Genomic DNA, 22,508 nt, shown 5'->3' on the forward strand with positions numbered 1-22,508 from the left:
GCTACAACATCTTTACCTTTACAGGGTTTAAGAAGCTTAAACATAAATCAGACCACAAATATATATGAAAGCGGTTACTGCTGAGATTATCACCATCGGCGATGAGATTCTCTATGGCCAGATTGTGGACACCAACTCTGCCTGGATGGGCACCGAGCTTACCAGGATTGGCATAAAGGTAAAGCAAATCACCTCTATCTCAGATAGTGTAGAGCATATTGTGCAGGCGTTAAAAGATGCCGGGGCGCGCGCCGACATCATATTGATGACAGGCGGCCTCGGCCCAACCAAAGACGACCTTACCAAGCATGTGCTGGCTGATTATTTTCATACTTCCCTTATACTGCACGAACCGTCGCTGGCAGACATCGCCGCCTTATTTAAGCAGCGCGGCATAGACCTGACGGAGCTAAACCGGCAGCAGGCCTTTTTACCTGAAAGCTGCACACCAGTGCGCAACGTACTGGGCACTGCGCCGGGCATGTGGTTTGAGCACAAAGGCAAAGTATACGTCTCGATGCCGGGGGTGCCCTTTGAGATGAAACGCATGATGACCGACATTGTGCTGCCGCAGCTGAAGGCATACTTTAAAACGCCGCATATCATACACAAGGTAATCCAGACGGTAGGGCTGCCGGAGTCTATACTTGCCGAGCGGCTGGAGGACTGGGAAACACGCCTGCCAGAGCACCTGAAGCTGGCTTACCTGCCGCACCTGGGCGGCGTGCGTCTCCGCCTTACGGGGCAAAGTATGGATGAGGCTGAACTGGAGCAGGAGCTGCAGCAGGAGGTGGATAAGCTGCCGGGCATCATAGGGAAGTATATTTTTGCCTATGGCGAGGTACCGCTGGAAGAGGCTATTGGCCTGCAGCTGAAAGAGCGCGGGCTTACAATCGCCACAGCCGAAAGCTGTACCGGCGGCTTTCTAGCCCATAAGCTGACAAGTGTGGCAGGCAGCTCCGCCTGGTTTATAGGCGGCGTAATTGCCTACCATAACGAAGTAAAGATGCAGGAACTGAACGTAAACCCTGAAACCCTGCAGCAGCATGGCGCCGTAAGTGAAGCTACTGTCCGGGCTATGGCAGAGAATGTGCGCCTTAAATTTGACACCGACATTGGCTTGGCTACAAGCGGCATTGCAGGCCCAGACGGAGGCACACTCGATAAACCGGTAGGCACCATTTGGATTGCCTATGCCAACAAGTATAAAACCGAGGCCAAACTGCTGAACTTTAACAAAAACAGGCTCCTCAATATAGAATACACGGCCATGGCTTTGTTAAACCTGCTGCGCCAAAGTTTAGAGGCAACGGTTGAGGAATAGGCTAAAATAATTAACTTTGTCTGAACTTTTTAAGCAAAAGGTCTTAACACGGGTTAGCACTCACTTTCCTGCTTGTACTCCTTCGGCTTTTTACTTTAATTAAAACTGATCAACGAATAAAGACACATATGGCACTTGTAGAAATGGTTATGCCCAAGATGGGTGAAAGTATCATGGAAGGCACCGTTCTGAAATGGCTCAAAAGCGTGGGTGACACCATCGAGCAGGACGAATCGGTGCTGGAAGTAGCTACAGATAAAGTGGACACAGAAGTACCTGCCCTTCAGGGTGGCGTGTTGAAGGAAATTCTGGTACAGGAAGGTGACGTGGTGGCCGTAGGCGCCCCGATCGCTGTTATTTCTACAGACGGTGAAGACACTGCCGGAACTTCTGCCCCTGCCGCTACACAGGCTCCTGCCACAGCACCTGAGGCTGCTCCACAGCAGACTGCTGCGGCTTCTGCACCTAGTGAGGCGTTTGCCAAACTAGACCAGCCTGCCACTGGCCGCTTCTACTCACCGCTTGTGCTAAACATTGCCCGCGAAGAAGGCATTCCGATGCAGGAACTGGAGTATATTCCGGGTACTGGCAAGGAAGGCCGTGTGTCTAAAAAAGATATTCTGGAGTATGTGGAGAACCGCAAAAACGCTCCGGCCCAAGCTGCTGCTCCGCAAGCACAGGCACCTGCCGCGCCACAGGCGCAACCACAGGCCGCCCCTGCTCCTGCTGCCCAACCACAAGCTGCCGCTCCTCAGGTAAAGCCAGCCGCATCTTACGGCGGCAACACAGAGCTGATCGAGATGGACCGCATGCGCAAAATGATTGCCGACCGCATGGTAGACAGCAAGCGCATCTCTCCGCACGTTACCTCTTTTGTGGAGGCCGACGTAACCAACCTGGTAAACTGGAGAAACAAGTGGAAAAACGAGTATAAGAAGCGCGAAGGCGAGAACCTGACCTTTACGCCAATCTTTATCGATGCCATTGCCAAAGCCATCAAGGATTACCCAATGATCAATGTGTCAGTGGATGGCAGCACGATTATCCGCCACAAAGACATTAACATAGGTATGGCCGTGGCCCTGCCAAGCGGTAACCTGATCGTGCCGAACATCAAAAACGCTGACCAGCTGAACCTGAACGGCCTGACCAAAAAAGTAAACGACCTGGCCAACCGTGGCCGCATGAACAAGCTGACGCCAGACGACCTGGCCGGCGGTACTTACACGGTATCTAACGTAGGTTCATTCGGAAACGTGATGGGCACGCCGATCATCATGCAGCCGCAGGTAGCTATTATGGCCGTGGGCGCTATCAAGAAAAAGCCAGCCGTTATTGAGACGCCGGAAGGTGATTTGATCGGGGTTCGCCACTTCATGTACCTGTCGCACTCCTACGACCATCGCGTGGTAGATGGCTCGCTGGGCGGCATGTTTGTACGCCGCGTGGCAGATTACCTGGAGAACTTCGATGTGAACCAGACAATCTAAGCTCGGCTAAAAGGTCTTTTGAGAAAAAAATTAAAGTATAAGTATAATAAAGCCTGCTTCTTAAACGGAGCAGGCTTTGTTATTTCAGATTTTTTAAAGAAAAGCAGCACCTTTTGCCACAGGCAAAGTATAAATTAGCAAATTGCTATACTATAGAATTCTTATTTGAAGGCATCCTACTAAAACAATATGAGAAATATACTTCCCTGGCTTCTGGCAGCTCTGTTCCTGTTTCTGGCTTTATACTTTTATTGGCAGAAAAACGAAGCCGAAAGCCGCCTAGCCATAGCCGATAACCAGGTAGCTGAGATTGACCAGGAACTGGAAGAGCAGACTGAAACAGCCGACTCGCTGGAAGACATGATGCTGCCGCCTGATACGATGAGCCTGGTGCCTCCGGGCGGTGCCGCTTTTGTAGACGAGCTGGGCAGCCTGAGCCAAACTGATTTACAACGCCTGAAGCGCAAAGGCCTGCAGAACCCGGAAACAGACCTGATGAATGACCTGAGCCGTAAGCAGGGCAACCTAATACCTACAAAAGGTGTAGTAGGCGGTACCATGGCGATCCGGGATACACGCATCCTGAACGACCGCTACGCCCTTGCGTATTACGAAGACGGCCACATGGGCGGTTATATGCTGCTGAAGTATGAGGTTAACAACGGTAATATCAGCTGGACGGTGGTAGACAGCTCACGGCTGTAACTTCGCTGCACAAGATTGGAGCGGATGAAGTATAACCTAAATAAACCTGTTTAAGCAATGACTACATTCTTGTTAAGTATACTTCTGCCGCTCACCTTCCTGTTTACAGATACTACCCAACTGCGCCTGCAGCAGGACCTGCAGAAAGACCTGAGCCAGCTGCAGCAAAGTAAAAGCTACTTCATCAGCGACAACAGCAACCTCAGCCCCACTGTGCAAACCGTGGCCGAAGACCTGCAGCTATTCGCGCTTGTGGCCCAGTTAGATCTGAGCCAGGCAATTTACATCCAGCAGCAGCAGGGGCAGCACCAGATACACCGCTGGAAATTTGATGAGGGCGAGATACGCAGCATTGTCCAAATCCAAAGCAGCATTGGGATAGATACCATGGTCACGCAACGATACCTGGAGAACAGAGCTCCTACGCAGCACCGCGTCCAGAACAGCTTTACATTTCGTACTTATCTTGTTTCCACAGCCTCAGAGCAAAACAAGCTTTATTATTTAACTGAAGAGCAGCAAGGCCTGTTGGCATACCGCCTGGGCGAAAAGCAGGTGGAGGTAACTTATGCTTCTGCCAAAGAGGGCCTCAGCGACATACTGCCAAAGTATAAAGAGGAAGTGCGGCAACTGGTGTCTAGTTTTCAATAAGCCCGATCTATTTAAATAAGCCGCAGCTGGCCGCTTCTAAAAGAGGTATTTAGCTGCGGCTTTAGTTTTTCCCACGCACCGTCACAGCCAAGTATAACTTCAGCAATTATGTCGCAGTGACGGCAGAGCAACCCGGCAAGTCCGCCAACAAGTAAGGCCATCATATAGTCTGCTGACAGAATGACATAAAAACAGCACTATATTACCATTGGCACATGGCTTGTTAAATGAGTAGTAACCATAAAAGGAAATCAAATCAGCAACTATAAATAAAGCTATAGAATGGGAAAAATAATAGGTATTGACTTAGGTACAACGAACTCTTGCGTTGCCGTAATGGAAGGTAACGAGCCAGTTGTTATACCTAACAGCGAGGGGCGCCGCACAACTCCGTCTATCGTAGCATTTTTGGATAACGGAAACGGCGAGCGCAAAGTAGGTGACCCTGCCAAGCGCCAGGCAATCACTAACCCGCAAAACACTATCGCTTCTATCAAGCGCTTCATGGGCCACAGCTACAATGAGGTAAGCGAAGAAGCAAAGCAGGTATCTTACAAAGTACAGCAGGGCAGCAACAACACGGTTCGCGTGCAGATCGGCGACCGCGAGTATACGCCACAGGAAATTTCTGCGATGGTTCTTCAGAAAATGAAGGCTACGGCAGAGGAGTACTTGGGTACAACTGTAACTGAAGCTGTTATTACCGTACCAGCTTACTTTAACGATGCACAGCGTCAGGCTACCAAAGAAGCCGGCCAGATTGCAGGCCTTGAGGTGAAGCGTATCATCAACGAGCCAACGGCAGCAGCGCTTGCTTACGGTTTGGATAAGAAAAGCATAGACCAGAAGATTGCAGTGTTTGACCTTGGTGGTGGTACTTTCGATATCTCGATCCTTGAGCTGGGTGACGGTGTATTTGAGGTACTTTCTACAAACGGTGACACACACCTTGGCGGTGATGACTTTGACCAGGTGATCATTAACTGGTTGGCCGATGAGTTTAAGAACGACGAAGGCCTTGACCTGCGCAAAGACCCAATGGCGCTTCAGCGCTTGAAGGAAGCAGCTGAAAAGGCTAAAATCGAGCTTTCTTCTTCTCAGGAAACAGAAATTAACCTGCCATACATTATGCCGGTTGATGGTGTGCCGAAGCACTTGGTACGCAAACTGACGCGCGCTAAATTTGAGCAGCTTTCCGATGACCTGATCCGCCGCTCTATGGAGCCATGCAAAAAAGCGCTTCAGGATGCAGGCCTTTCTACTTCTGACATCGATGAGGTGATCCTGGTAGGTGGTTCTACCCGTATCCCGAAAGTGCAGGAAGAAGTGGAGAAATTCTTCGGCAAGAAGCCTTCTAAAGGCGTTAACCCGGATGAGGTGGTTGCTATTGGTGCCGCCATCCAAGGTGGTGTGTTAACTGGTGAGGTAAAAGATGTACTTCTGCTGGACGTAACGCCACTTTCACTAGGTATCGAGACCATGGGCGGTGTGTTTACCAAACTGATCGAGTCGAACACAACTATCCCTACCAAAAAATCTGAGACGTTCTCTACTGCTTCGGATAACCAGCCATCGGTTGAGATCCACGTACTGCAGGGTGAGCGCCCAATGGCGAAAGACAACCGTACCATCGGTCGTTTCCACCTCTCAGATATTCCGCCAGCGCCACGTGGTGTTCCGCAGATCGAAGTTATTTTCGATATTGATGCCAACGGTATCCTGCACGTAACTGCCAAAGACAAGGCAACCGGCAAAGAGCAGAAGATCCGCATTGAGGCTTCTTCCGGCTTGAGCGATCAAGAAATCGAAAAGATGCGCAAGGAGGCTGAGGCTAACGCTGAGGCTGACAAGAAGGCGAAGGAGGAGATCGAGAAGCTGAACACAGCTGACTCTATGATCTTCCAAACTGAGAAGCAGCTGAAAGAGTATGGCGACAAGCTTTCCGGCGGCAACAAGTCGAACATCGAGAACGCGCTTGCTGAGTTGAAAAAAGCACATGAAGCAAAAGACGTGGCCGGTATCGACACAGCTATCGAGAACCTGAACAACGCTTGGAGCGCAGCCTCTCAGGAGATGTATGCTGCTACGCAAGGCCAAGGTGCACCAGGCGCTGAAGGTGGTGGCAACGGCCAGCCAGGTGCTGACCAGGGCAAAGCCAACGACGACGGTGTAACTGATGTTGACTACGAAGAAGTAGACGGAAGCTCTAACAAATAAGCATCTCATACTTAAACTATATAAAAATCCCCTGTCGGAATCTGGCAGGGGATTTTTTTTGCATTATACTCAGCTGCACAAATTAATTATAAAAACTATATGGATTATTTGTCAAGTTGACTTACTTGCGGCCCATTCAAATTTTATCCAATTAACACCCTTTTATGAAACAAATTTACTTTACCCTCTCATTGCTCCTTATTTGCAGTCTATCCTTCGCTCAGAAGAATTTCCAAAGTGGCTTTATAGTTCAGAATGGCGACACTGTGCAAGGCTTGGTAGATTACAGAGGCGGAGTCCGTAGCTCACAGCTTACCACTTTTAAGCAAAATGAAAGTGCTGCCGAGCAAACGTTTTCGCCTGATAACATTCAAGGCTATGGGTTTTACAAAGAGCAGAAGCTTTTCGAATCGCACTCAGTACCTGCCACAGCAGAAGAAGGTACTGCCACACAACGGCTGTTTTTGAATGTATTGGTAAAAGGAAAAGCCAACCTTTACCATTACCGTGATGCCTTTCAAAAGGAACGCTATTATATTTCTAAAGATAATGGACCGCTGGTTGAGTTAACACAAGTAATAACGTATAAGACAGATGCAACCACCGGCAGAAAACGTAGAGTTACAGACAAGACGTTTGTTACAGCCCTCTCCAGTGTAGCCTCTGATTGTGCTGCCCTATCACCAGCAGAGCTGAAAAGAGTAAACCTAAACCATACCTCTCTTACAGCCGCAGTTTTTAAGTATAACCAATGCGTAAACCCTGCCAGTGTAAGTTATGCACAGGAAAAGAAGAAAGGGCATATCAGCATTGCGCCTGTTGCAGCCTATTTCGTTTCCAACCTGACCACTACAGGCCCATACATTCTTGCAAACCGCGAGTACGACAACAGCCTTTCAAATTTTACAGGTGGCATCAGCTTAAATTTCACTATTCCTGCTATTAATGAGAAGCTTTCTATTCAAACTGATTTGTTGTATACGCCATATAAGTTTACTTCTTATCAGGTTGAGGAAAACGGCTCCGGAAGGCAAACATCAAGCGAGGTAACATTTGATTTAGGATACCTTAAGCTACCTGCACAGCTGCGCTATACTTTCCCTAAAGGAAAGATTCGCCCTTTTATAAACGCTGGCCCTGTACTAGCTTATGCTGTTAAGTTTAAGGATAAAGAAGTTATTCAAAGCACTTTTATGTCTTCCAGTTATACTGAAGAGGGACCGGCTTTACCGGAATATATTGGCAGCAGAAAGTACGCTTTAGGCCTTACATCTGGAATCGGTTTATCGTATCCGGTTAATGGAAATGCACTATCTATAGAAGCCAGGTATGAAATAAACGACGGTTTTTCTGCGATATCTGAAATGACGACCAGAATAAAAAGCTCTTACTTTATCTTAAGTTACGCTTTCTAAAGCAATCTAAAAGAGGCCGGCAATTATACTTTGCCGGCCTCTTTTAGATTACAAGAGTTAGCCTTTTAAGCTGACTTATACTTTATCAATTACCTCGGGCCTCACTTCCGCACAGCCTGCATCACCACGGCCCAAGTAGTAGCACAATATAAGGCTGATGAATCTCCTCAATTGCCATACTCACTACCTCTCCTATCTATAAAAATTAAGTTTAACCTAAATATAGGTTAATACATATTATTCACTTAACACTGTTTAGTTTTGTCACCACCTCACAATGGCAAAAAACAAGTATAATTTTTTAAAACCGGCAGCTTTAGCCAATATTTGTACTTCTGATTAAATCACCTGTAAAAAACTGCCAAACAGCACTTGATCAACAAATCAATATGACTATAATTATTCCAATCAAATTATAGACATTATTATCTATTTAAACATTTTTAATAAACTATTCCGTGAGCGGCTTTGTCAGAAGCCAAATAATTATGACTATTGCAGGAGCTCCTCATTAAGAGGAAATAGCAAAATTACAATTTTCCCATTATCTATAATTCAACATTTATATGGTGTACAATTACCCACTAAAGTACTCCTGTAAAGGCATTTGCATAACTCACTGCATCCCAAGTGTATCAGTTGTTCAACTGGGTAAGCCCGTATCTCTCATCTTCCTTAACTACACTACCTCAAAGGTTATCCAATAATAGGATTACAAGCAGGCATACTTTTAAAACAATTGTAGTTTATGAAGTCCTTATCATTTGCGGTGGGTTTATTGCTAACAATAGCAGGTTTCAGTGCGCACGCGGAGACATATTATATCAGCAGTACTGGAAGCGACACCAATAGCGGCTCCTCAAAAACACTAGCGTGGGCAAGTATAGACAAAGTAAATGCTACACGTTTTGCTGCAGGAGATACTGTTTTATTTGAAGGAGAGGTTATTTTTTCAGGCTCAATTTACTTTGGGCCTGATGTAAAAGGCACGCCAGAGCTGCCTATCGTGATAGGATCATTTGGTGTCGGAAGAGCTGTTATTAGTAGCGGCACCGAAGTGGGTTTATCTGTGTACAACTCTGCCGGCTTTAAAATACAGGATTTAGTATTTCAGGGATCAGGAAGAACAACTAATGGGGCTTCTGGTGTCGATTTTTACATGGATTTGCCCTCCACCAGATTACCTTACATTGCCATCCATAACGTGGAAGTATACGGTTACCGAGAGTCAGGCATCAGTATTGGCAGTTGGAACGGGACCAGTGGTTTTGATGATGTTTCTATTACGCACTGCTCCGCCCACGACAATGGCGACGCAGGTATTAGTACCTGGGCAGACGAGAATAAAAAGGGCCATAGGAATGTCTACTTATCTAACAACAAAGTATACAACAACGCTGGCATATCAACAAAAACCCACTCGCATAGCGGAAACGGCATTGTTATGGGTGGAGTAGACGGTGGCATTATAGAATACTGCGAGGCCTACAACAACGGATGGCTCAATGCCTGGACAAGCGGCGGCCCGGTAGGCATCTGGTGCTATGTCAGCAATAATGTGGTGATTCAGTACAACGAGTCTCACCACAATAAAACAGGCACATCTAAAGACGGCGGAGGGTTTGATATAGATGGCGGTAGCACCAACTGTATTATGCAGTACAACTATTCGCACGATAATGAGGGTGCAGGATTTCTGTTAGCCCAATACTCAGGTGCGCCAGCCATGCAAGGCCTGACCATCAGGTATAACATCAGCGAAAACGACGGCAGAAAAAACGGCTACAGCGCTATTCACCTGTGGTCTTCAGGTTCTAATGGAGGTATTCAGGATGCACAGATTTATAATAATACGATATACATGACTGCGCCAGCTAGCGGTGCTCCAAAAGCTGTTTGGGTACAGAATAGCGGTACAGCAGTAGCTACTTTCCGCAATAATCTCTTTGTAACAACAGGCGGTGTTAAGTTACTGCAAGTAGATAGCAAAGTAACTGCTAACGTTAAGTTTGAAGGCAATAACTACTGGGCATCAGGAGTTTCACCAAAGTTTACCTGGGGCGCCACCACCTATACTTCATTAGAGGCTTGGCGTACTGCCACCACACAAGAATCTACAAATGGCGCAGCATCAGGACACTACCTTGATCCAAAATTAAAAAACCCAGGTAAGGGCATTACTATTTCCGACCCCAGATTGCTATTTACGCTGGAAGGTTATAAGCTCGATAGGTCCTCTGCCTTGATTGGTAAAGCTTTAAACCTGCAAATAGACTACGGGCTCAGCATAGGTAAAACAGATTTTTGGGGCAACAGCATCTCCCAACGCAACAATCTTTGCATTGGGGCTCATCAGGTGACAAATAACAGCAAAGCCTGTCTTTACGGCGGTCCGCAGCTACTCACGTTTGGCCAAACCGATTCCCCAGGAGTATATGCTGGCAACGGAGTGACCAAGGAAGGGTATTTTACTCCTGAGGCGGCAGGTGTAGGCAGCCATGCTCTCGTGTATACTTATACCGATGCGCAGGGACAGCAGCAGGCAGTGCACTACACAATTAGTGTTATCGATACGGATGCAACTGAATGGACAGGCAATAGCGGCACCCCAGATTGGTTTGACAGCCAGAACTGGAGCGCCTGCGTTCCGACGCCACACATTAATGCCAGTATTCCACCAAGTGAGCAAGGAGTAAGCCTATTCCCAAGTATAGAGTCTGGAGAACACGGCTATGTAAATGCCCTAAATGCTGCTGGCCCACTTACAATTGGGCAGAATGCCACATTAGAACTACATGGCAATTTAGTGGCGACCAACTTAAGTACTGACCTGAACTCCAGCATCATATTTAACAGCGATACCACGCAACTTATACCTGCCGGTAGCTACGGCAGCCTGGTACTACAGGGCAGCGGCGCTAAAACCCTGGCCGGAGCTGCTACTATAAACAACCTGCTGGATTTAAATCAAAGCAAACTGCTGCTGGGCGACAATAGCCTTTTAATAAAAGAAGGAGGTAAAATATTTAACTATAACGCAGATCATTATATTCTAACTAACGGCGCTGGCCAGCTAACTTATGCGGGCATGGCTACAGGCACAACAAAAGTATATCCGGTTGGCACCGCTAAAGGGTATGCCCCAGTTTCGCTGCAGAACAAAGGTATAAAAGACGCTTTCAGCATACGTGTGGAAGACAGAACACCGACTGAACAAGAAACCGCTGAAAAAGAAAGTACAATCAACAAAACCTGGCATATTGACGAAAGAGAAAAAGGGGGTTCTGATGTAACGATGACGCTGCAATGGGCTACCAATGATGAGCCGGAAACTTTTAACCGGAGCGAAAGCTATGTGAGCCACTTTGAAGATAACACCTGGCAGGTGATGGAGAGTAGCACAGGCATGGTAACACAGGGCGCAACTGCCGGTACATACCAAATCAGCCTGAGCGGTGTTAACTCCTTCTCCCCTTTTACGGTTGCCAGCACTCAGTCTGTGCCTACGCCTATGCCAGTTACTCTGGCATCGTTTACGGCTGCTAAACAGGGAGCGGAAGTTGTGCTGGAATGGGTAACAGCCTCTGAACAAAACAACTACGGCTTTGATGTAGAGATGTCAGCAGATGGGAAAAGCTTCAGAAAACCTGGTTTTGTAAAGAGCAAATCTCCTACCTCAGCGCGGCGGCAACTTTATACTTACCGTGATCAGGAGGCAGGAAAAACCGGAACAACCTACTACCGCTTACGCCAGATAGACCTGGACAGTACCATTACCTACTCCTTTATAAGAGCAGTGGATTTTAAACAGGCCAGACTTTCATTTTCTGCTTATCCAAACCCGTTCTCGGAAACGGTAACGCTTGAACTGGAAACGGAAAAAGCAGAAGACCTTATACTTACAATAACAGACACAAAAGGCAAGAAGCTGGTTTACAAATCCATACCTGTTCAGCAGGGGTTGACTAGGCTTCCACTTAATTTAAGTGAGCTAAAAGAATCATCTTACTATATTCTAACAGCCTCTTTTAGTAATAAAACCTATCGTTTTAAGCTCCTTAAACAATAAGCAATTTCTATTAGTAGACTTTTAGAAAGTATAAACGAAGCAAGCAGCTAAGCAATTAGCTGTGTGCTTCGTTTATAGGCTCCTCCACTTAAGGTATAACTTACTCAAACAAAGTTACCAACAAAAATTTGTTGATCTTATTTATGATTAAATATATTAATTATAAAATTTAATTCAATTAATAAGACATAAAATACAATGCACCGTATAAGTTACCCAAAGGGGCCCCTGCCCCTGCATGGTGGCAGTTAGCGCTGGCGCAATAAGCATAGATAACTGCTCCACTCAAAATCGATGGGTAACTTAATGTCTGAAACAAAAACAAAATGGGATTGGGAGATTACCAGCCAGACCAGTTACTGGGGAACAAGCCTTGGTGAGATGTGGTCTTTCCGGCACTTGCTCGGTGGCCTGGTAAAACGAAACTTCCTGCTGAAGTATCAACAGACTATACTTGGTCCGTTCTGGATCCTTTTTCCTCCCCTGCTCACCTTGGTTACCTATGTTGTGGTTTTCGGTAAGTTTGTAGGTATCCCGACTGGTGGTTTGCCGCCAGTTTTGTTTTACTTTTCAGGAATCATACTTTGGAGCTTCTTCAGTGATAGCTTCTCAGGCACGGCTTCTACTTTTAAAGACAATGCCCACCTCTTCAGCAAAGTATACTTTCCGCGTATTGTGCTGCCGCTATCCATTATAAGCACGCAATTATACAATTTCCTGATTCAGTTTATGCTGCTCCTGCTACTGGTTGCCTATTATTGGCTCTTTCAGGGTTTAACAATATCCCCAGGTATAACTATACTTTGGTTTCCGGTAGCCATCATAACAACGGCGGTACTTGCTTTGGGCATGGGATTGTTCTTCTCAGTGCTGACGGCTAAGTATAGGGATATCGGCTATGTTATTAGCTTGGGAGTACGCTTGCTGATGTATGTTACACCTGTTATCTACCCGCTTTCTGCTGTCCCGGAAAAGGTGCAATGGGTTGTTCAGCTTAACCCGTTATCACCTCTTTTTGAGGCTTTTCGCTTGTCACTTTTGGGAGAGGGCACTGTTTCTGTTTTCCATTTGATGTATAGCATGCTGTTTACCGCAGCCTTTTTCAGTGCTGCTTTATTATTGTTTAACAAACAGGGCGATAAGCTGATAGACGTAGTGTAAACGAGTATGGCAGAGAACATTATTCAGGTAGAGCGCATTTCCAAACTATACCGCTTGGGCACCATTGGCACAGGCTCCTTTCGTCAGGACCTGCAGCATTGGTGGAACCTTTATATACTAGGCAAAAAAGACCCTTTCTTCCATTTAGATAACACTGTTTTGCCTAACGCCCAGCAGGACCAGATTTGGGCCTTGCAAGACATAAACTTTGAAGTAAAGCAAGGAGAGTCTTTGGGCATTATTGGCAGTAACGGATCCGGCAAATCTACTTTGCTGAAAATCATATCTAGGATAGTAAAACCCACAATGGGCACTGTAAAAGGCAAAGGCAAAGTAAGCAGCCTGCTGGAGGTTGGCACAGGCTTTAACAAAGAGCTGACTGGCCGCGAAAACATCTTTATCAGCGGTTACATTCTAGGCATGAGCAAGGCTGAGGTAGCGGCCAAATTCGATGAGATAGTGGCTTTCTCTGGCATAGAAGAGTTTGTTGACACACCTGTGAAACGTTACTCATCGGGCATGTATGTCAGGCTGGCTTTTGCTGTGGCCGCTCACTTGGAGCCTGATATTTTGATTGTGGATGAAGTCTTGGCCGTTGGCGATGCTGACTTCCAGAAAAAGTGCCTGGGCAAAATGCGGGAAGTATCCCAGTCAGATGGCAGAACCATTCTTTTTGTAAGCCATAGCATGCAGGCCATCAACACCCTTTGCGACAGAGCCCTCTGGCTAAACAAAGGCACTATGAAAGAGATTGGCCCTTCCACCACGGTGGTTAATAAGTACATTGCAAGTATGCAGAAACTACAACTGCAGCAAAAATGGGAAACATCCAGCTTAGCTCCTGGCAACGATAAGATTCGCTTTAAGCAAGTAGAACTTATACCGCACCTGGAACTAACTGAGGGCATCATTGACGTGCGTACACCGCTCACTGTTAAATTCCAGTTCTGGAACCTGCTTGAGGAGGTAAGTATAAATGTCGGGCTGGTTCTGTTCTCCTACAGCGGCGACTGTATTTTTGATCTGCTTTCCCCGGCTACCGTTTGCCACAAAGGTATTGTGGAAGGGGAATGCACAATTCCGGGTAATCTCCTGAATGACGGCTCGTACTATATAAGCCTCCATGTCGCCCGCGATGTTTCCATACAGCTTTATTATTTTGAAGAGTGCCTAGCTTTTGATGTGGAGGACTATCGTGGAAACTTGAATTATTTTGAAAAATGGTGGGGTGCCGTACGCCCCCAGCTTCCGTTCAGGTTAGAGAACAAAAACATCAGATTACAACTTAGCATATAAACCTATGTCGCAGCACCCTGCCTGTCACATTCATCACATTCATCTGGATAAGCAGCACCCTTTGCCTATACCTGCTGTAGGTAAACTCTCAGGTAGTTACCTAGTCTTCTGGTGGAAAGACATTGCTATTGGCCATTTGTTTCTAAAGCCTGGGCAGCTACTCACAGATGAAATATACTTAAAACAACTTACTGAGGCCATACGACCTGCTGTACAACAATATTCACCAGAAAATCAGCTAAGCACTACTGCTCATTGGATATCAATGCTGCAAAGTGGGAATTTTAAAAAAATGAATGCAGTGCTTGAGAACATCTTCTCCCCTGTCTTCCCAAAACAGGTGCCAGCTACGGTGCCTGTCACAGTTATTATTTGCACACGAAATAGGGCAATTCAACTAAAAGAGTGTCTCCAAAACCTGCTTGGCATCCGGTGCGTGCCACAAGAGATTTTAGTAGTGGATAACGCCCCAGCAGATGACACGACCTTTGAGGCAGCACGGCAGTTTAAGAAGGTAACCTATGTAAAAGAGCCGAGGCCAGGTCTGGACATTGCCCGGAACACAGGCATTCTACACGCCCAAAACGAAATTATAGCCTACATTGATGATGATGTATTGGTGCATCCAATGTGGGCTTACTGGGTATGGGAAACATTCCAGGACAATTCTATAGCAGCCATGACCGGGCTTGTGATAGCAGCTCAACTGCACACCAAGGCACAGTTGAACTTTGAGAAGTACTGGAGCTTCAACAGGGGATATACAGACAAAACCTATACTTCAGATTTCATAAATGATACCTTAGCCATAGGGCCGCCTGTCTGGGAGATAGGCGCCGGTGCCAATATGGCATTCCAAAAGTCTGTTTTTAAGCAAGTAGGCCTTTTCAACGAATTGCTCGACGTAGGGGCTGCTGGCTGCAACGGCGACTCTGAGATATGGCACAGGATATTGTCTGCGGGATTAAGCATAATGTATAATCCAAGAGCCACTGTATTTCATGAGCACCGTAAGGAAGCCAAAGGGCTTCAGAAACAGTTATACTATTACATGCGCGGATTTACGGTGGCTGCTTTGCTTCAGCAAGAACGGCACCAGCAGGCTGGCTATAAGCAGCACCTTTTTCAGATATTGCCAAAGTTCTACATCGGGCTCATCAGAAGAGGGTTCCCCAGTTATACATCCCGCTACTCTACCATCTGGGCAGAAATGAGCGGTATAGTATCAGGATTGATTTTTTACAGAAAGCACCAGCGCCAGCTGTTAAAACCAACTCTGAGATAAGATGGTTGCTCTAGCTAAAAATCCGCTTGTATCAGTGGTTATACCATGTTATAACCATGGCAACCTGCTGCAGACGGCCTTGGATAGTGTATACCTGCAGTCTTACCCGCACACAGAGATCATTATAATAGACGACGGCTCTACCGATAACACTAGGCAGATAGCAAAACAGAACCCAAGTATAATCTATCATTACCAAAACAACAAAGGGCCCTCTGCCGCCAGAAATACAGGCATACGCCTTAGCAAGGGCGATTTTTTAGTTTTTCTGGATGCCGATGACTACCTCTACCCAGACGCTATTGCCACCAACCTCACATACCTGCAGCAACAGGTGCAGTTAGCATTTGTCTCCGGCAGCCACGACAGAGTTTATGATGAAGAGAAGGTGTATTCAGAGGTAAGGGTCGTGCACCGGCAGCATTATACACACCTTTTAAAAGGCAACTACATTGGCATGCATGCCACAGTTTTGTACAGGCGGCGCGTATTTGAGGAGTTCGAGTTTGACCCCAGCCTGAGAGGATGTGAGGAGTATGATTTGTATCTGAAAATAGCTCGAAAATACCCAGTACGGCACCACGCTGCAAAAATAGCTGCCTACCGGTTCCACCTTTCCAACAGCTCCAGAAATGTGCTCCTGATGCTAAAGACCGCCATAGAGGTACTCAGGCGACAAGAACACTTGCTGCAAAGCGACGAAGAGACAAAAGCGTACCAAGCAGGGGTGATGTCCTGGAAATATTACTACACCGAACAGCTCCTTGAAAAGCTGCAAAAGCAGCAATCCCTGGCATTACCCGAGTACTACAACCTTTTAAAGTATGACCCCAGCCTCACCTTAAATAACATTCTTAACAGCTCCAGCACCGCAATCCTTATGAACCAGATGCTAAAACACATCCCTTCTAGCAGAGTCAGAAATAAGCTCAAGTCCCTCCTGTTTAAACAGCGCCTGCCTACACCCGGAAAAGTGAAAGTTGGCGATTTCAACAGGTACTTGCCGTTTAGTACACAGTTTGGCTACGACCGGGGCGGCCCCGTGGATCGCTACTACATTGAGAACTTCCTGGAGCAGGAAGCAAACTTTGTCAAAGGCCGAGTATTAGAAATTGGCGACAATGAGTACACCATGCGGTATGGGGGGGATAAAGTTATAAAGAGCGATGTTTTACATGTAAATGACAGTAACCCTACAGCTACACTAATTGGCGACATCAGTCATGCGCCACAAATCCCCGACAACTCTTTTGACTGCCTCATCCTGACGCAAACCTTACACCTGATCTACGATTTCAGGGGAGCGCTGCAAACTTGCTACCGCATATTAAAGCCAGGAGGCGCACTTCTGCTCACGGTGCCTTACATCACCCCTATCGATTACGGGGAATGGGAAGATACATGGTATTGGTCTTTTACAGACAAAGCACTTAAACGGCTGATGCAGGAGATGTTTCCTGGGGACACAGCAGAGATCACACCCTACGGAAACGTGTTTACGGCAACCGCATTTCTATACGGCATGGGGCTACAAGAGGTACCCCTTGACAAGCTGAAGTACAACGACCCACATTATCAGGTAACCATAACCGTGAAGGCCATTAAAAATTGATAAGGCGCCTCTTAAATAACGTGAAGAAACAGCTTGAGCCCAAGGCGTTGGTGCTGATGTATCACCGTATAGCAGAGTTGGAGCCAGACATTTGGAGATTAGCCGTAAACCCTGAAAACTTTGAGGAGCATCTTCGGTTGCTGCAAAGAAAATGGCATGTGGTTCCCTTGGCTGAACTGGCTAAAAACCTTAAGGCTAAGAAGTTACGCAACAAAAGCATAGCGCTCACCTTTGACGATGGCTACGTTGATAACTTCTTACATGCCAAGCCACTGCTAGAGAAGTATAAGTTGCCAGCCACATTCTTTATCAGCTCAGGAAACATAGGTAATCAAGCAGAATTCTGGTGGGATGAATTAGAGCGTATCATACTACATTCTGAACAGCTTCCCTTTATTTTCGACATGCAGTTGGAGGGCATTCACGTTTTTATGAACCTTACAGCCGAATATTTTCTTACAGAAAGTATAAAAGCCAACCACCGGCAGTGGAAAGCATACGTACAGCCTCCTCCTACTGCCAGGGCAATGCTATTCCTGAAAGTATGGGAAACTCTAAGACCATTGCCCCACACCATTCAGCAGAAGCACATTTCAGAGATACGGGATTGGTCAGGCCAAACTTGTACTACCCTCAGACCCCTCTGCCACAGTATGACCCTGCAACAGGCATTTGCACTCGTCAACAGCAGCTTAGTTGATCTTGGAGCTCATACCGTATCGCACCCAGACCTTGCTGCGCACAGCAAAACAGTGCAGCAGCAGGAGATACTGCAGAATAAGAAGTTTCTAGAGGAAGTATCAACTGATAGGATAAATTTGCTAGCATACCCCTACGGAAGCTACACCCCTGACACGATGGCAGTGGCAAAAGAAACTGGCTTTACGGCTGCTTTCACAACAGATAGCAGGCCAATTAAGTCAGGTTCTGAGCCTTACAGATTGGGAAGGTTTCTCATAGAAAATTGGACAGGAGATGAACTTGACCAGCACCTGAAGCAGTGGCTGAAAATGTAGCCATTCAACTAGAAAAAGCCTGTAATTTAATAAGTATAACAAGTGCTATGGAAAGAATCCCTACTTCCCCCCCTTTAATCCCCCCACTTGCGCCATCGCCAGACCGCCCGCAGTGGTCGGTTATGATACCTGTCTATAATTGCGCAGAGTTTTTGCCTTATACAATAGAGAGCGTGCTGGCGCAGAACTATCCTGTAAAAGCAATGCAGATTGAAGTGGTAGACGATGGCAGCACCGACGCCGATGTGGAGAAAATAGTGCAGGAGGTTGGCAAAGGCAGCGTGAGCTATTACAGACAGCCGCAAAACGTAGGCAGCCTCCGCAATTTTGAAACCTGCATCAACAGAGCGCAAGGGCATTTTGTCCATCTACTTCATGGCGATGACCGCGTGAGAGACGGGTACTACAGAGCGATGCAGAAACTTTTCGAAGACTTCCCAGAAGCTGGTGCCGCTTTCTGCAGGCACTACCATATTGATGAGCAAAACAGTATCATCTCTAAAAATGTGAGGGATGACAACCCACAGCGTGGCCTCCTGGACAACTGGCTGCTTCGTATCAGTGAGAAACAGCATATTCAGTACGCTACCATAGCTGTGAAGCGTGAAGTGTACGAAAAGCTGGGCTCTTTTTACGGACTAACTTACGGGGAGGATTGGGAAATGTGGGTGCGCATAGCAAAGCATTACCCGGTAGCCTATACTTCGCAGGTGCTGGCAGAATACAGAAAGCACACAAATTCCATATCAGGAGTTAAGTTTCTAACAGGAGAATATTTAGAAGATGCGGCCCATCTGTTTCAGCTTATTCAGCAACATTTGCCACCAGAGCACCGGAAGCAGATATTAAGAAAAGCCCAGAAGAACTTTGCGAACTATGGTATAAACATCGCACACAGCCTCTGGCAGAAAACCGGAAACAGAACGTATGTGGAAGCAAACCTGCGCAAGGCTTTAAACATGCACATAGATGCAAAAATATGCTACAAAGCAGCCAAAATAGTTGCTAAAATGGCCTTGCATGATCTAAAAATAAAGCCACATGCCCCCGAAAGGGCTACGGGCAAAGCATACACTTAAGTTTAATAATGCCGCTCCAGAAAGCGCAGCACATCCGCATCATTCTTAGCATGATATATCTCAGCACCGGATAAGGCAGGAAAAATAGAATTAAACTCATTATACCTGTGCTCGTGTCCGCGTTTGGAAAGTATAATGTTTTTGCCACCAAAATAGCTTGCTAACGCTGCAGTACCTCCGTGCACCGACAAAAAATGATCGCAGTTGGCGTACAGCATTAACTGAAAGTGATTGTAATTATTTGCTCTGCCCTTATTTTCCTGGTATAAATCTTCAGCTAAAATAACCTCAGGGTAATATTTGCGAATAAACGTCGCTTCTCTCAGCTCCAGAATTTCACTGTTATCCATCACAATATAGTCAGCGCCTGGCCGGTTATACACCACCTGATACTTATCGCCATACTTATCCAGAATTTTATCGAGCATAGAGACGCTAAAAAAGTTGATTGGCCCCTTGCCCCACTCTGTATTATACTTATTGGCAATTATCAGCAGCGGTTTGCCAAACACAAAATGTTTATTTTTATAATGCTCCTTTAAAGGCACCTTTGCCCACTTGTTAAAGGAAACAGTGGGGCAATGATACATATTTGGTACTTCATAAGTATCCCTTGGAAGCTGATCAACTCTGGTATTATACTTTTCCTCATGCTGCTCACTGAAGAAGTATAGCTCTTTGGTGTATTTTGAAGAGATGGTTTTGCCAAGTGTGCCGTTAAGGTGGTGCCAATAAGCAAAAGGCAGTACAAATGTCAACTCCTGCTGAAACTCCTGGCAGTACTCTATCTCTTTATACTTGCTTTTCAGCACATAGTCGTTAATGCAATACTTTGTCTGCTTCATCCTGGCATAAGAGTTCTTCCAAACAAAAAACTCGGGCGTGCCATAGCTAAAAGAACCTTCAAGCCTTCTTTTTACCCTCTGAAAAAAAGATATCTTATTGTAACCGGCCGATGTGATATATCGCTGCCTGCTATAATCAGCAACTCTTTTAACTGCCTCCATATTCCCCTCTGATATGAATAATTGATTGTCAACTTTTAACGGCTAATAATTGAAAAAGTTAAAATTTATTAATATATGATCATATAAAATTATAAAATATATAATATATAAACCAAATAATATAACTTTAAATATAATTTTATTAAATGTAAAATTAGGGGTGAAAGCACTTATAGAGAGGGTGAATACAACTAAGGCGGAAAACAGAAGGCAATAAAAAAGAAAAGGAACAGTATGATTTATACTGTTCCTTTTTCTCGAAAACTAAAGTTTATCTAAATCAGTCCAAATCCCGGTCTCCTCTTTTCAGCTCATCCACAGATCGCATTACTTTATCTTTCAGGCTGATTTTATACTTCTCTAGCTTATCTGCCACGGTAGGGTTGTTAGTGCCGATAATCTGAGCAGCAAGTATACCAGCATTTAGCGCACCATCTAAGGCAACCGTAGCAACAGGTACGCCACCCGGCATCTGCAGGATAGACAGCACAGAGTCCCAGCCATCGATGGAGTTAGATGACTTGACCGGCACACCGATAACAGGGATAGTGGTAACGGAAGCAACCATGCCCGGCAGATGCGCTGCGCCGCCTGCTCCGGCAATAATTACTTTTAAGCCGCGTTTTTTTGCGTTCTCAGCATACTCAAACATACGGTGCGGCGTGCGGTGCGCTGATACAATGGTCAGTTCAAAAGGCACGCCCAGCGTTTCCAAGATTTCGGCGGCGGCATCCATTACCTTCAGGTCAGATTGGCTGCCCATTATAATGCCTACAAGCGGTTGTGTATTTCTAGTTTCTTCAGCCATACTTATGCTTTTACTTTGATAACGTCTTTTACCGACGCAGCTCTTTGCTGCGCTTCTTCTATGGTTTGGCCTAGCACGGTAATGTGTCCCATTTTACGGGCAGGTCTTGTGTATTTTTTACCATACAAATGGATATACACGCCCGGAACAGCCAGTGCCTCCTGCAGCCCTTCGTACGCGGCCTCGCCATCGTAGCCGGGCTCGCCCAGCAGGTTCAGCATCACCGCTGCACTCTGAATATCAGTGGCGCCCAGTGGCAGGTTGAGTATGGCGCGCAGGTGCTGCTCGTACTGCGAGGTATAGTTTGCTTTTATAGTGTGGTGCCCGGAATTATGCGGACGCGGTGCCACCTCGTTCACCAGAATCTGCCCATCTTTGGTCAGAAACATTTCTACGGCAAGTATGCCCACCATGTCAAAGGCTTCAATAACACGGGTAGCAATCTCGATGGCGTGGCGCTGTAGTTTGTAAGGCACGTTGGCCGGCGCGAAAAGCGAATCTACCAGGTTGTGCTCCGGATGGAAGCTCAGCTCTACTACCGGAAAAGCCGTTACCTCGCCGTTGGCATTGCGGGCCACAATCACGGATATTTCCTTCTCAAAATCCACCAGTTTCTCCAGCACAGTCGGCTCCTCGAAAGCTTTGCCTAAATCGGCCTCCCCGGTTAAGCGCGTAACACCGCGGCCATCATAGCCTTCGCGGCGCAGCTTCTGGAACGCCGGCAGGAAATCTATACTTTGCGCTAGCTCCTGCCTGTCTTTCAGAAGTATAAAATCTGAGGTCGGGATGTTGTGCTGGCGGTAAAATTCCTTTTGTAAGCCCTTGTCCTGAATGGTACGCACGGTTTTGGCATCCGGGTATACTTTTACGCCCTCCTGCTCCAGTTTCTCCAGCGCATCGGCGTTTACGTGCTCAATCTCGATGGTGAGGATGTCGCAGTTCTGGCCGAACTCATACACCGTATCATAATCGCGAAAGCTGCCCACGTAAAATTCGTTGCAGATATCTTTGCAGGGTGCGTTCTCGTCGGGGTCCAGCACCAGGGTATAGAGGTTAAAATCTAGCCCGGCCTGCATCAGCATGCGCCCTAACTGTCCGCCGCCAAGTATGCCCAGCTTTACTTCTCCTTTCATGTAGTGTAACGGTTTGGTTGATCTATCCTCAAAAATAAGGATTCTGAACGGAGTCGGAAGACAAAAGTCTTAAGTTCTGCATGTTTTCTGGTGCAATTCATACTTTACCAGCAAGATAGGCACTAGGCATGTACCGAAAATAGCACTGTGCTAAACTTTTTTACCACCTCCTGCGCAAATTTACGTTGTAGATGCATTTTTAAACTTCTATATTTAAAGCTACACCTTACTCGAGCCATA

General features: G+C 46.4%; 17 protein-coding genes. 13 read left to right on the forward strand and 4 right to left on the reverse strand.

Annotated features, from left to right (window positions below):
* Positions 1-64 precede the first annotated feature (64 nt).
* The 4 genes from Q1B04_RS09390 to Q1B04_RS09405 all read left to right on the forward strand — a co-directional run bounded on the left by Q1B04_RS09390 (position 65) and on the right by Q1B04_RS09405 (position 4,170).
* Positions 65-1,324: a competence/damage-inducible protein A gene (locus Q1B04_RS09390; protein ID WP_299758491.1), complete on the forward strand. Its 1,260-nt coding sequence runs from the start codon at positions 65-67 to the stop codon at positions 1,322-1,324.
* A gap of 128 nt (positions 1,325-1,452) precedes the next feature.
* Positions 1,453-2,814 (forward strand): dihydrolipoamide acetyltransferase family protein, encoded by a 1,362-nt coding sequence (locus tag Q1B04_RS09395; protein WP_299758493.1) that lies wholly within the window; start codon positions 1,453-1,455, stop codon positions 2,812-2,814.
* Between the two features lie 189 nt (positions 2,815-3,003).
* A complete protein-coding gene (locus Q1B04_RS09400) occupies positions 3,004-3,519 on the forward strand; it encodes a hypothetical protein (RefSeq protein ID WP_299758495.1) in 516 nt (171 codons plus the stop codon).
* A gap of 57 nt (positions 3,520-3,576) precedes the next feature.
* A complete protein-coding gene (locus Q1B04_RS09405) occupies positions 3,577-4,170 on the forward strand; it encodes a hypothetical protein (RefSeq protein WP_299758497.1) in 594 nt (197 codons plus the stop codon).
* A gap of 11 nt (positions 4,171-4,181) precedes the next feature.
* On the opposite strand, the gene Q1B04_RS09410 is transcribed toward Q1B04_RS09405, so the two are convergent.
* Positions 4,182-4,334, reverse strand: a complete 153-nt coding sequence (locus Q1B04_RS09410) for a hypothetical protein (protein WP_299758499.1) — start codon at positions 4,332-4,334, stop codon at positions 4,182-4,184.
* Between the two features lie 118 nt (positions 4,335-4,452).
* Here Q1B04_RS09410 and dnaK point away from each other — a divergent pair, with 118 nt between their 5' ends.
* From dnaK to Q1B04_RS09455, 9 genes are all read left to right on the forward strand, one after another.
* Positions 4,453-6,387 (forward strand): molecular chaperone DnaK, encoded by a 1,935-nt coding sequence (gene dnaK / locus Q1B04_RS09415; RefSeq protein ID WP_299758501.1) that lies wholly within the window; start codon positions 4,453-4,455, stop codon positions 6,385-6,387.
* A gap of 164 nt (positions 6,388-6,551) precedes the next feature.
* Complete coding sequence (locus tag Q1B04_RS09420; RefSeq protein WP_299758503.1) at positions 6,552-7,802, forward strand: outer membrane beta-barrel protein; 1,251 nt, start codon at positions 6,552-6,554, stop codon at positions 7,800-7,802.
* A 748-nt stretch (positions 7,803-8,550) separates the two neighbouring features.
* Positions 8,551-11,871: a right-handed parallel beta-helix repeat-containing protein gene (locus Q1B04_RS09425; protein ID WP_299758505.1), complete on the forward strand. Its 3,321-nt coding sequence runs from the start codon at positions 8,551-8,553 to the stop codon at positions 11,869-11,871.
* A 306-nt stretch (positions 11,872-12,177) separates the two neighbouring features.
* Positions 12,178-13,032, forward strand: coding sequence for an ABC transporter permease (locus Q1B04_RS09430; protein ID WP_299758507.1), 855 nt, complete (start codon positions 12,178-12,180; stop codon positions 13,030-13,032).
* Between the two features lie 6 nt (positions 13,033-13,038).
* A complete protein-coding gene (locus Q1B04_RS09435; protein WP_299758509.1) occupies positions 13,039-14,328 on the forward strand; it encodes an ABC transporter ATP-binding protein in 1,290 nt (429 codons plus the stop codon).
* Positions 14,329-14,620: 292 nt separating this feature from the next.
* The gene (locus tag Q1B04_RS09440) at positions 14,621-15,613 is read left to right on the forward strand and encodes a glycosyltransferase (RefSeq protein WP_299758511.1); all 993 of its coding nucleotides are present in this window, start codon (positions 14,621-14,623) and stop codon (positions 15,611-15,613) included.
* Position 15,614: 1 nt separating this feature from the next.
* A complete protein-coding gene (locus Q1B04_RS09445; protein WP_299758513.1) occupies positions 15,615-17,225 on the forward strand; it encodes a glycosyltransferase in 1,611 nt (536 codons plus the stop codon).
* Positions 17,226-17,245: 20 nt separating this feature from the next.
* Entirely contained in the window at positions 17,246-18,241 is a 996-nt protein-coding gene (locus Q1B04_RS09450) for a polysaccharide deacetylase family protein (RefSeq protein WP_299758515.1), read from the forward strand.
* 47 nt (positions 18,242-18,288) lie between these two features.
* Complete coding sequence (locus Q1B04_RS09455; protein ID WP_299758517.1) at positions 18,289-19,320, forward strand: glycosyltransferase; 1,032 nt, start codon at positions 18,289-18,291, stop codon at positions 19,318-19,320.
* Positions 19,321-19,322: 2 nt separating this feature from the next.
* Here Q1B04_RS09455 and Q1B04_RS09460 read toward each other — a convergent pair whose 3' ends face one another.
* The 3 genes from Q1B04_RS09460 to Q1B04_RS09470 form a co-directional block, all read right to left on the reverse strand.
* Complete coding sequence (locus Q1B04_RS09460; RefSeq protein ID WP_299758519.1) at positions 19,323-20,165, reverse strand: hypothetical protein; 843 nt, start codon at positions 20,163-20,165, stop codon at positions 19,323-19,325.
* Positions 20,166-20,607: 442 nt separating this feature from the next.
* Positions 20,608-21,135 carry a 5-(carboxyamino)imidazole ribonucleotide mutase gene (purE, locus tag Q1B04_RS09465; RefSeq protein WP_299758521.1) on the reverse strand — a complete coding sequence of 176 codons (528 nt, stop codon included), beginning with the start codon at positions 21,133-21,135 and terminating at the stop codon, positions 20,608-20,610.
* A 2-nt stretch (positions 21,136-21,137) separates the two neighbouring features.
* A complete protein-coding gene (locus Q1B04_RS09470; protein ID WP_299758523.1) occupies positions 21,138-22,268 on the reverse strand; it encodes a 5-(carboxyamino)imidazole ribonucleotide synthase in 1,131 nt (376 codons plus the stop codon).
* Between the last annotated feature and the right edge of the window lie 240 nt (positions 22,269-22,508).

The organism is uncultured Pontibacter sp. (assembly GCF_947495565.1).
In the GTDB taxonomy this organism is placed as follows: domain Bacteria; phylum Bacteroidota; class Bacteroidia; order Cytophagales; family Hymenobacteraceae; genus Pontibacter.

Excerpts from the sequence above, each read along its gene's own strand:
- Q1B04_RS09410 (WP_299758499.1), bottom strand. The coding sequence starts at position 4,334 with ATGATGGCCTTACTTGTTGGCGGACTTGCCGGGTTGCTCTGCCGTCAC.
- Q1B04_RS09390 (WP_299758491.1), top strand. The coding sequence starts at position 65 with ATGAAAGCGGTTACTGCTGAGATTATCACCATCGGCGATGAGATTCTC.
- purE (WP_299758521.1), bottom strand. The coding sequence starts at position 21,135 with ATGGCTGAAGAAACTAGAAATACACAACCGCTTGTAGGCATTATAATG.
- Q1B04_RS09435 (WP_299758509.1), top strand. The coding sequence starts at position 13,039 with ATGGCAGAGAACATTATTCAGGTAGAGCGCATTTCCAAACTATACCGC.
- Q1B04_RS09395 (WP_299758493.1), top strand. The coding sequence starts at position 1,453 with ATGGCACTTGTAGAAATGGTTATGCCCAAGATGGGTGAAAGTATCATG.
- Q1B04_RS09425 (WP_299758505.1), top strand. The coding sequence starts at position 8,551 with ATGAAGTCCTTATCATTTGCGGTGGGTTTATTGCTAACAATAGCAGGT.
- Q1B04_RS09420 (WP_299758503.1), top strand. The coding sequence starts at position 6,552 with ATGAAACAAATTTACTTTACCCTCTCATTGCTCCTTATTTGCAGTCTA.
- dnaK (WP_299758501.1), top strand. The coding sequence starts at position 4,453 with ATGGGAAAAATAATAGGTATTGACTTAGGTACAACGAACTCTTGCGTT.
- Q1B04_RS09455 (WP_299758517.1), top strand. The coding sequence starts at position 18,289 with ATGGAAAGAATCCCTACTTCCCCCCCTTTAATCCCCCCACTTGCGCCA.
- Q1B04_RS09445 (WP_299758513.1), top strand. The coding sequence starts at position 15,615 with ATGGTTGCTCTAGCTAAAAATCCGCTTGTATCAGTGGTTATACCATGT.
- Q1B04_RS09440 (WP_299758511.1), top strand. The coding sequence starts at position 14,621 with ATGAATGCAGTGCTTGAGAACATCTTCTCCCCTGTCTTCCCAAAACAG.
- Q1B04_RS09430 (WP_299758507.1), top strand. The coding sequence starts at position 12,178 with ATGTCTGAAACAAAAACAAAATGGGATTGGGAGATTACCAGCCAGACC.
- Q1B04_RS09470 (WP_299758523.1), bottom strand. The coding sequence starts at position 22,268 with ATGAAAGGAGAAGTAAAGCTGGGCATACTTGGCGGCGGACAGTTAGGG.
- Q1B04_RS09460 (WP_299758519.1), bottom strand. The coding sequence starts at position 20,165 with ATGAAGCAGACAAAGTATTGCATTAACGACTATGTGCTGAAAAGCAAG.
- Q1B04_RS09400 (WP_299758495.1), top strand. The coding sequence starts at position 3,004 with ATGAGAAATATACTTCCCTGGCTTCTGGCAGCTCTGTTCCTGTTTCTG.
- Q1B04_RS09405 (WP_299758497.1), top strand. The coding sequence starts at position 3,577 with ATGACTACATTCTTGTTAAGTATACTTCTGCCGCTCACCTTCCTGTTT.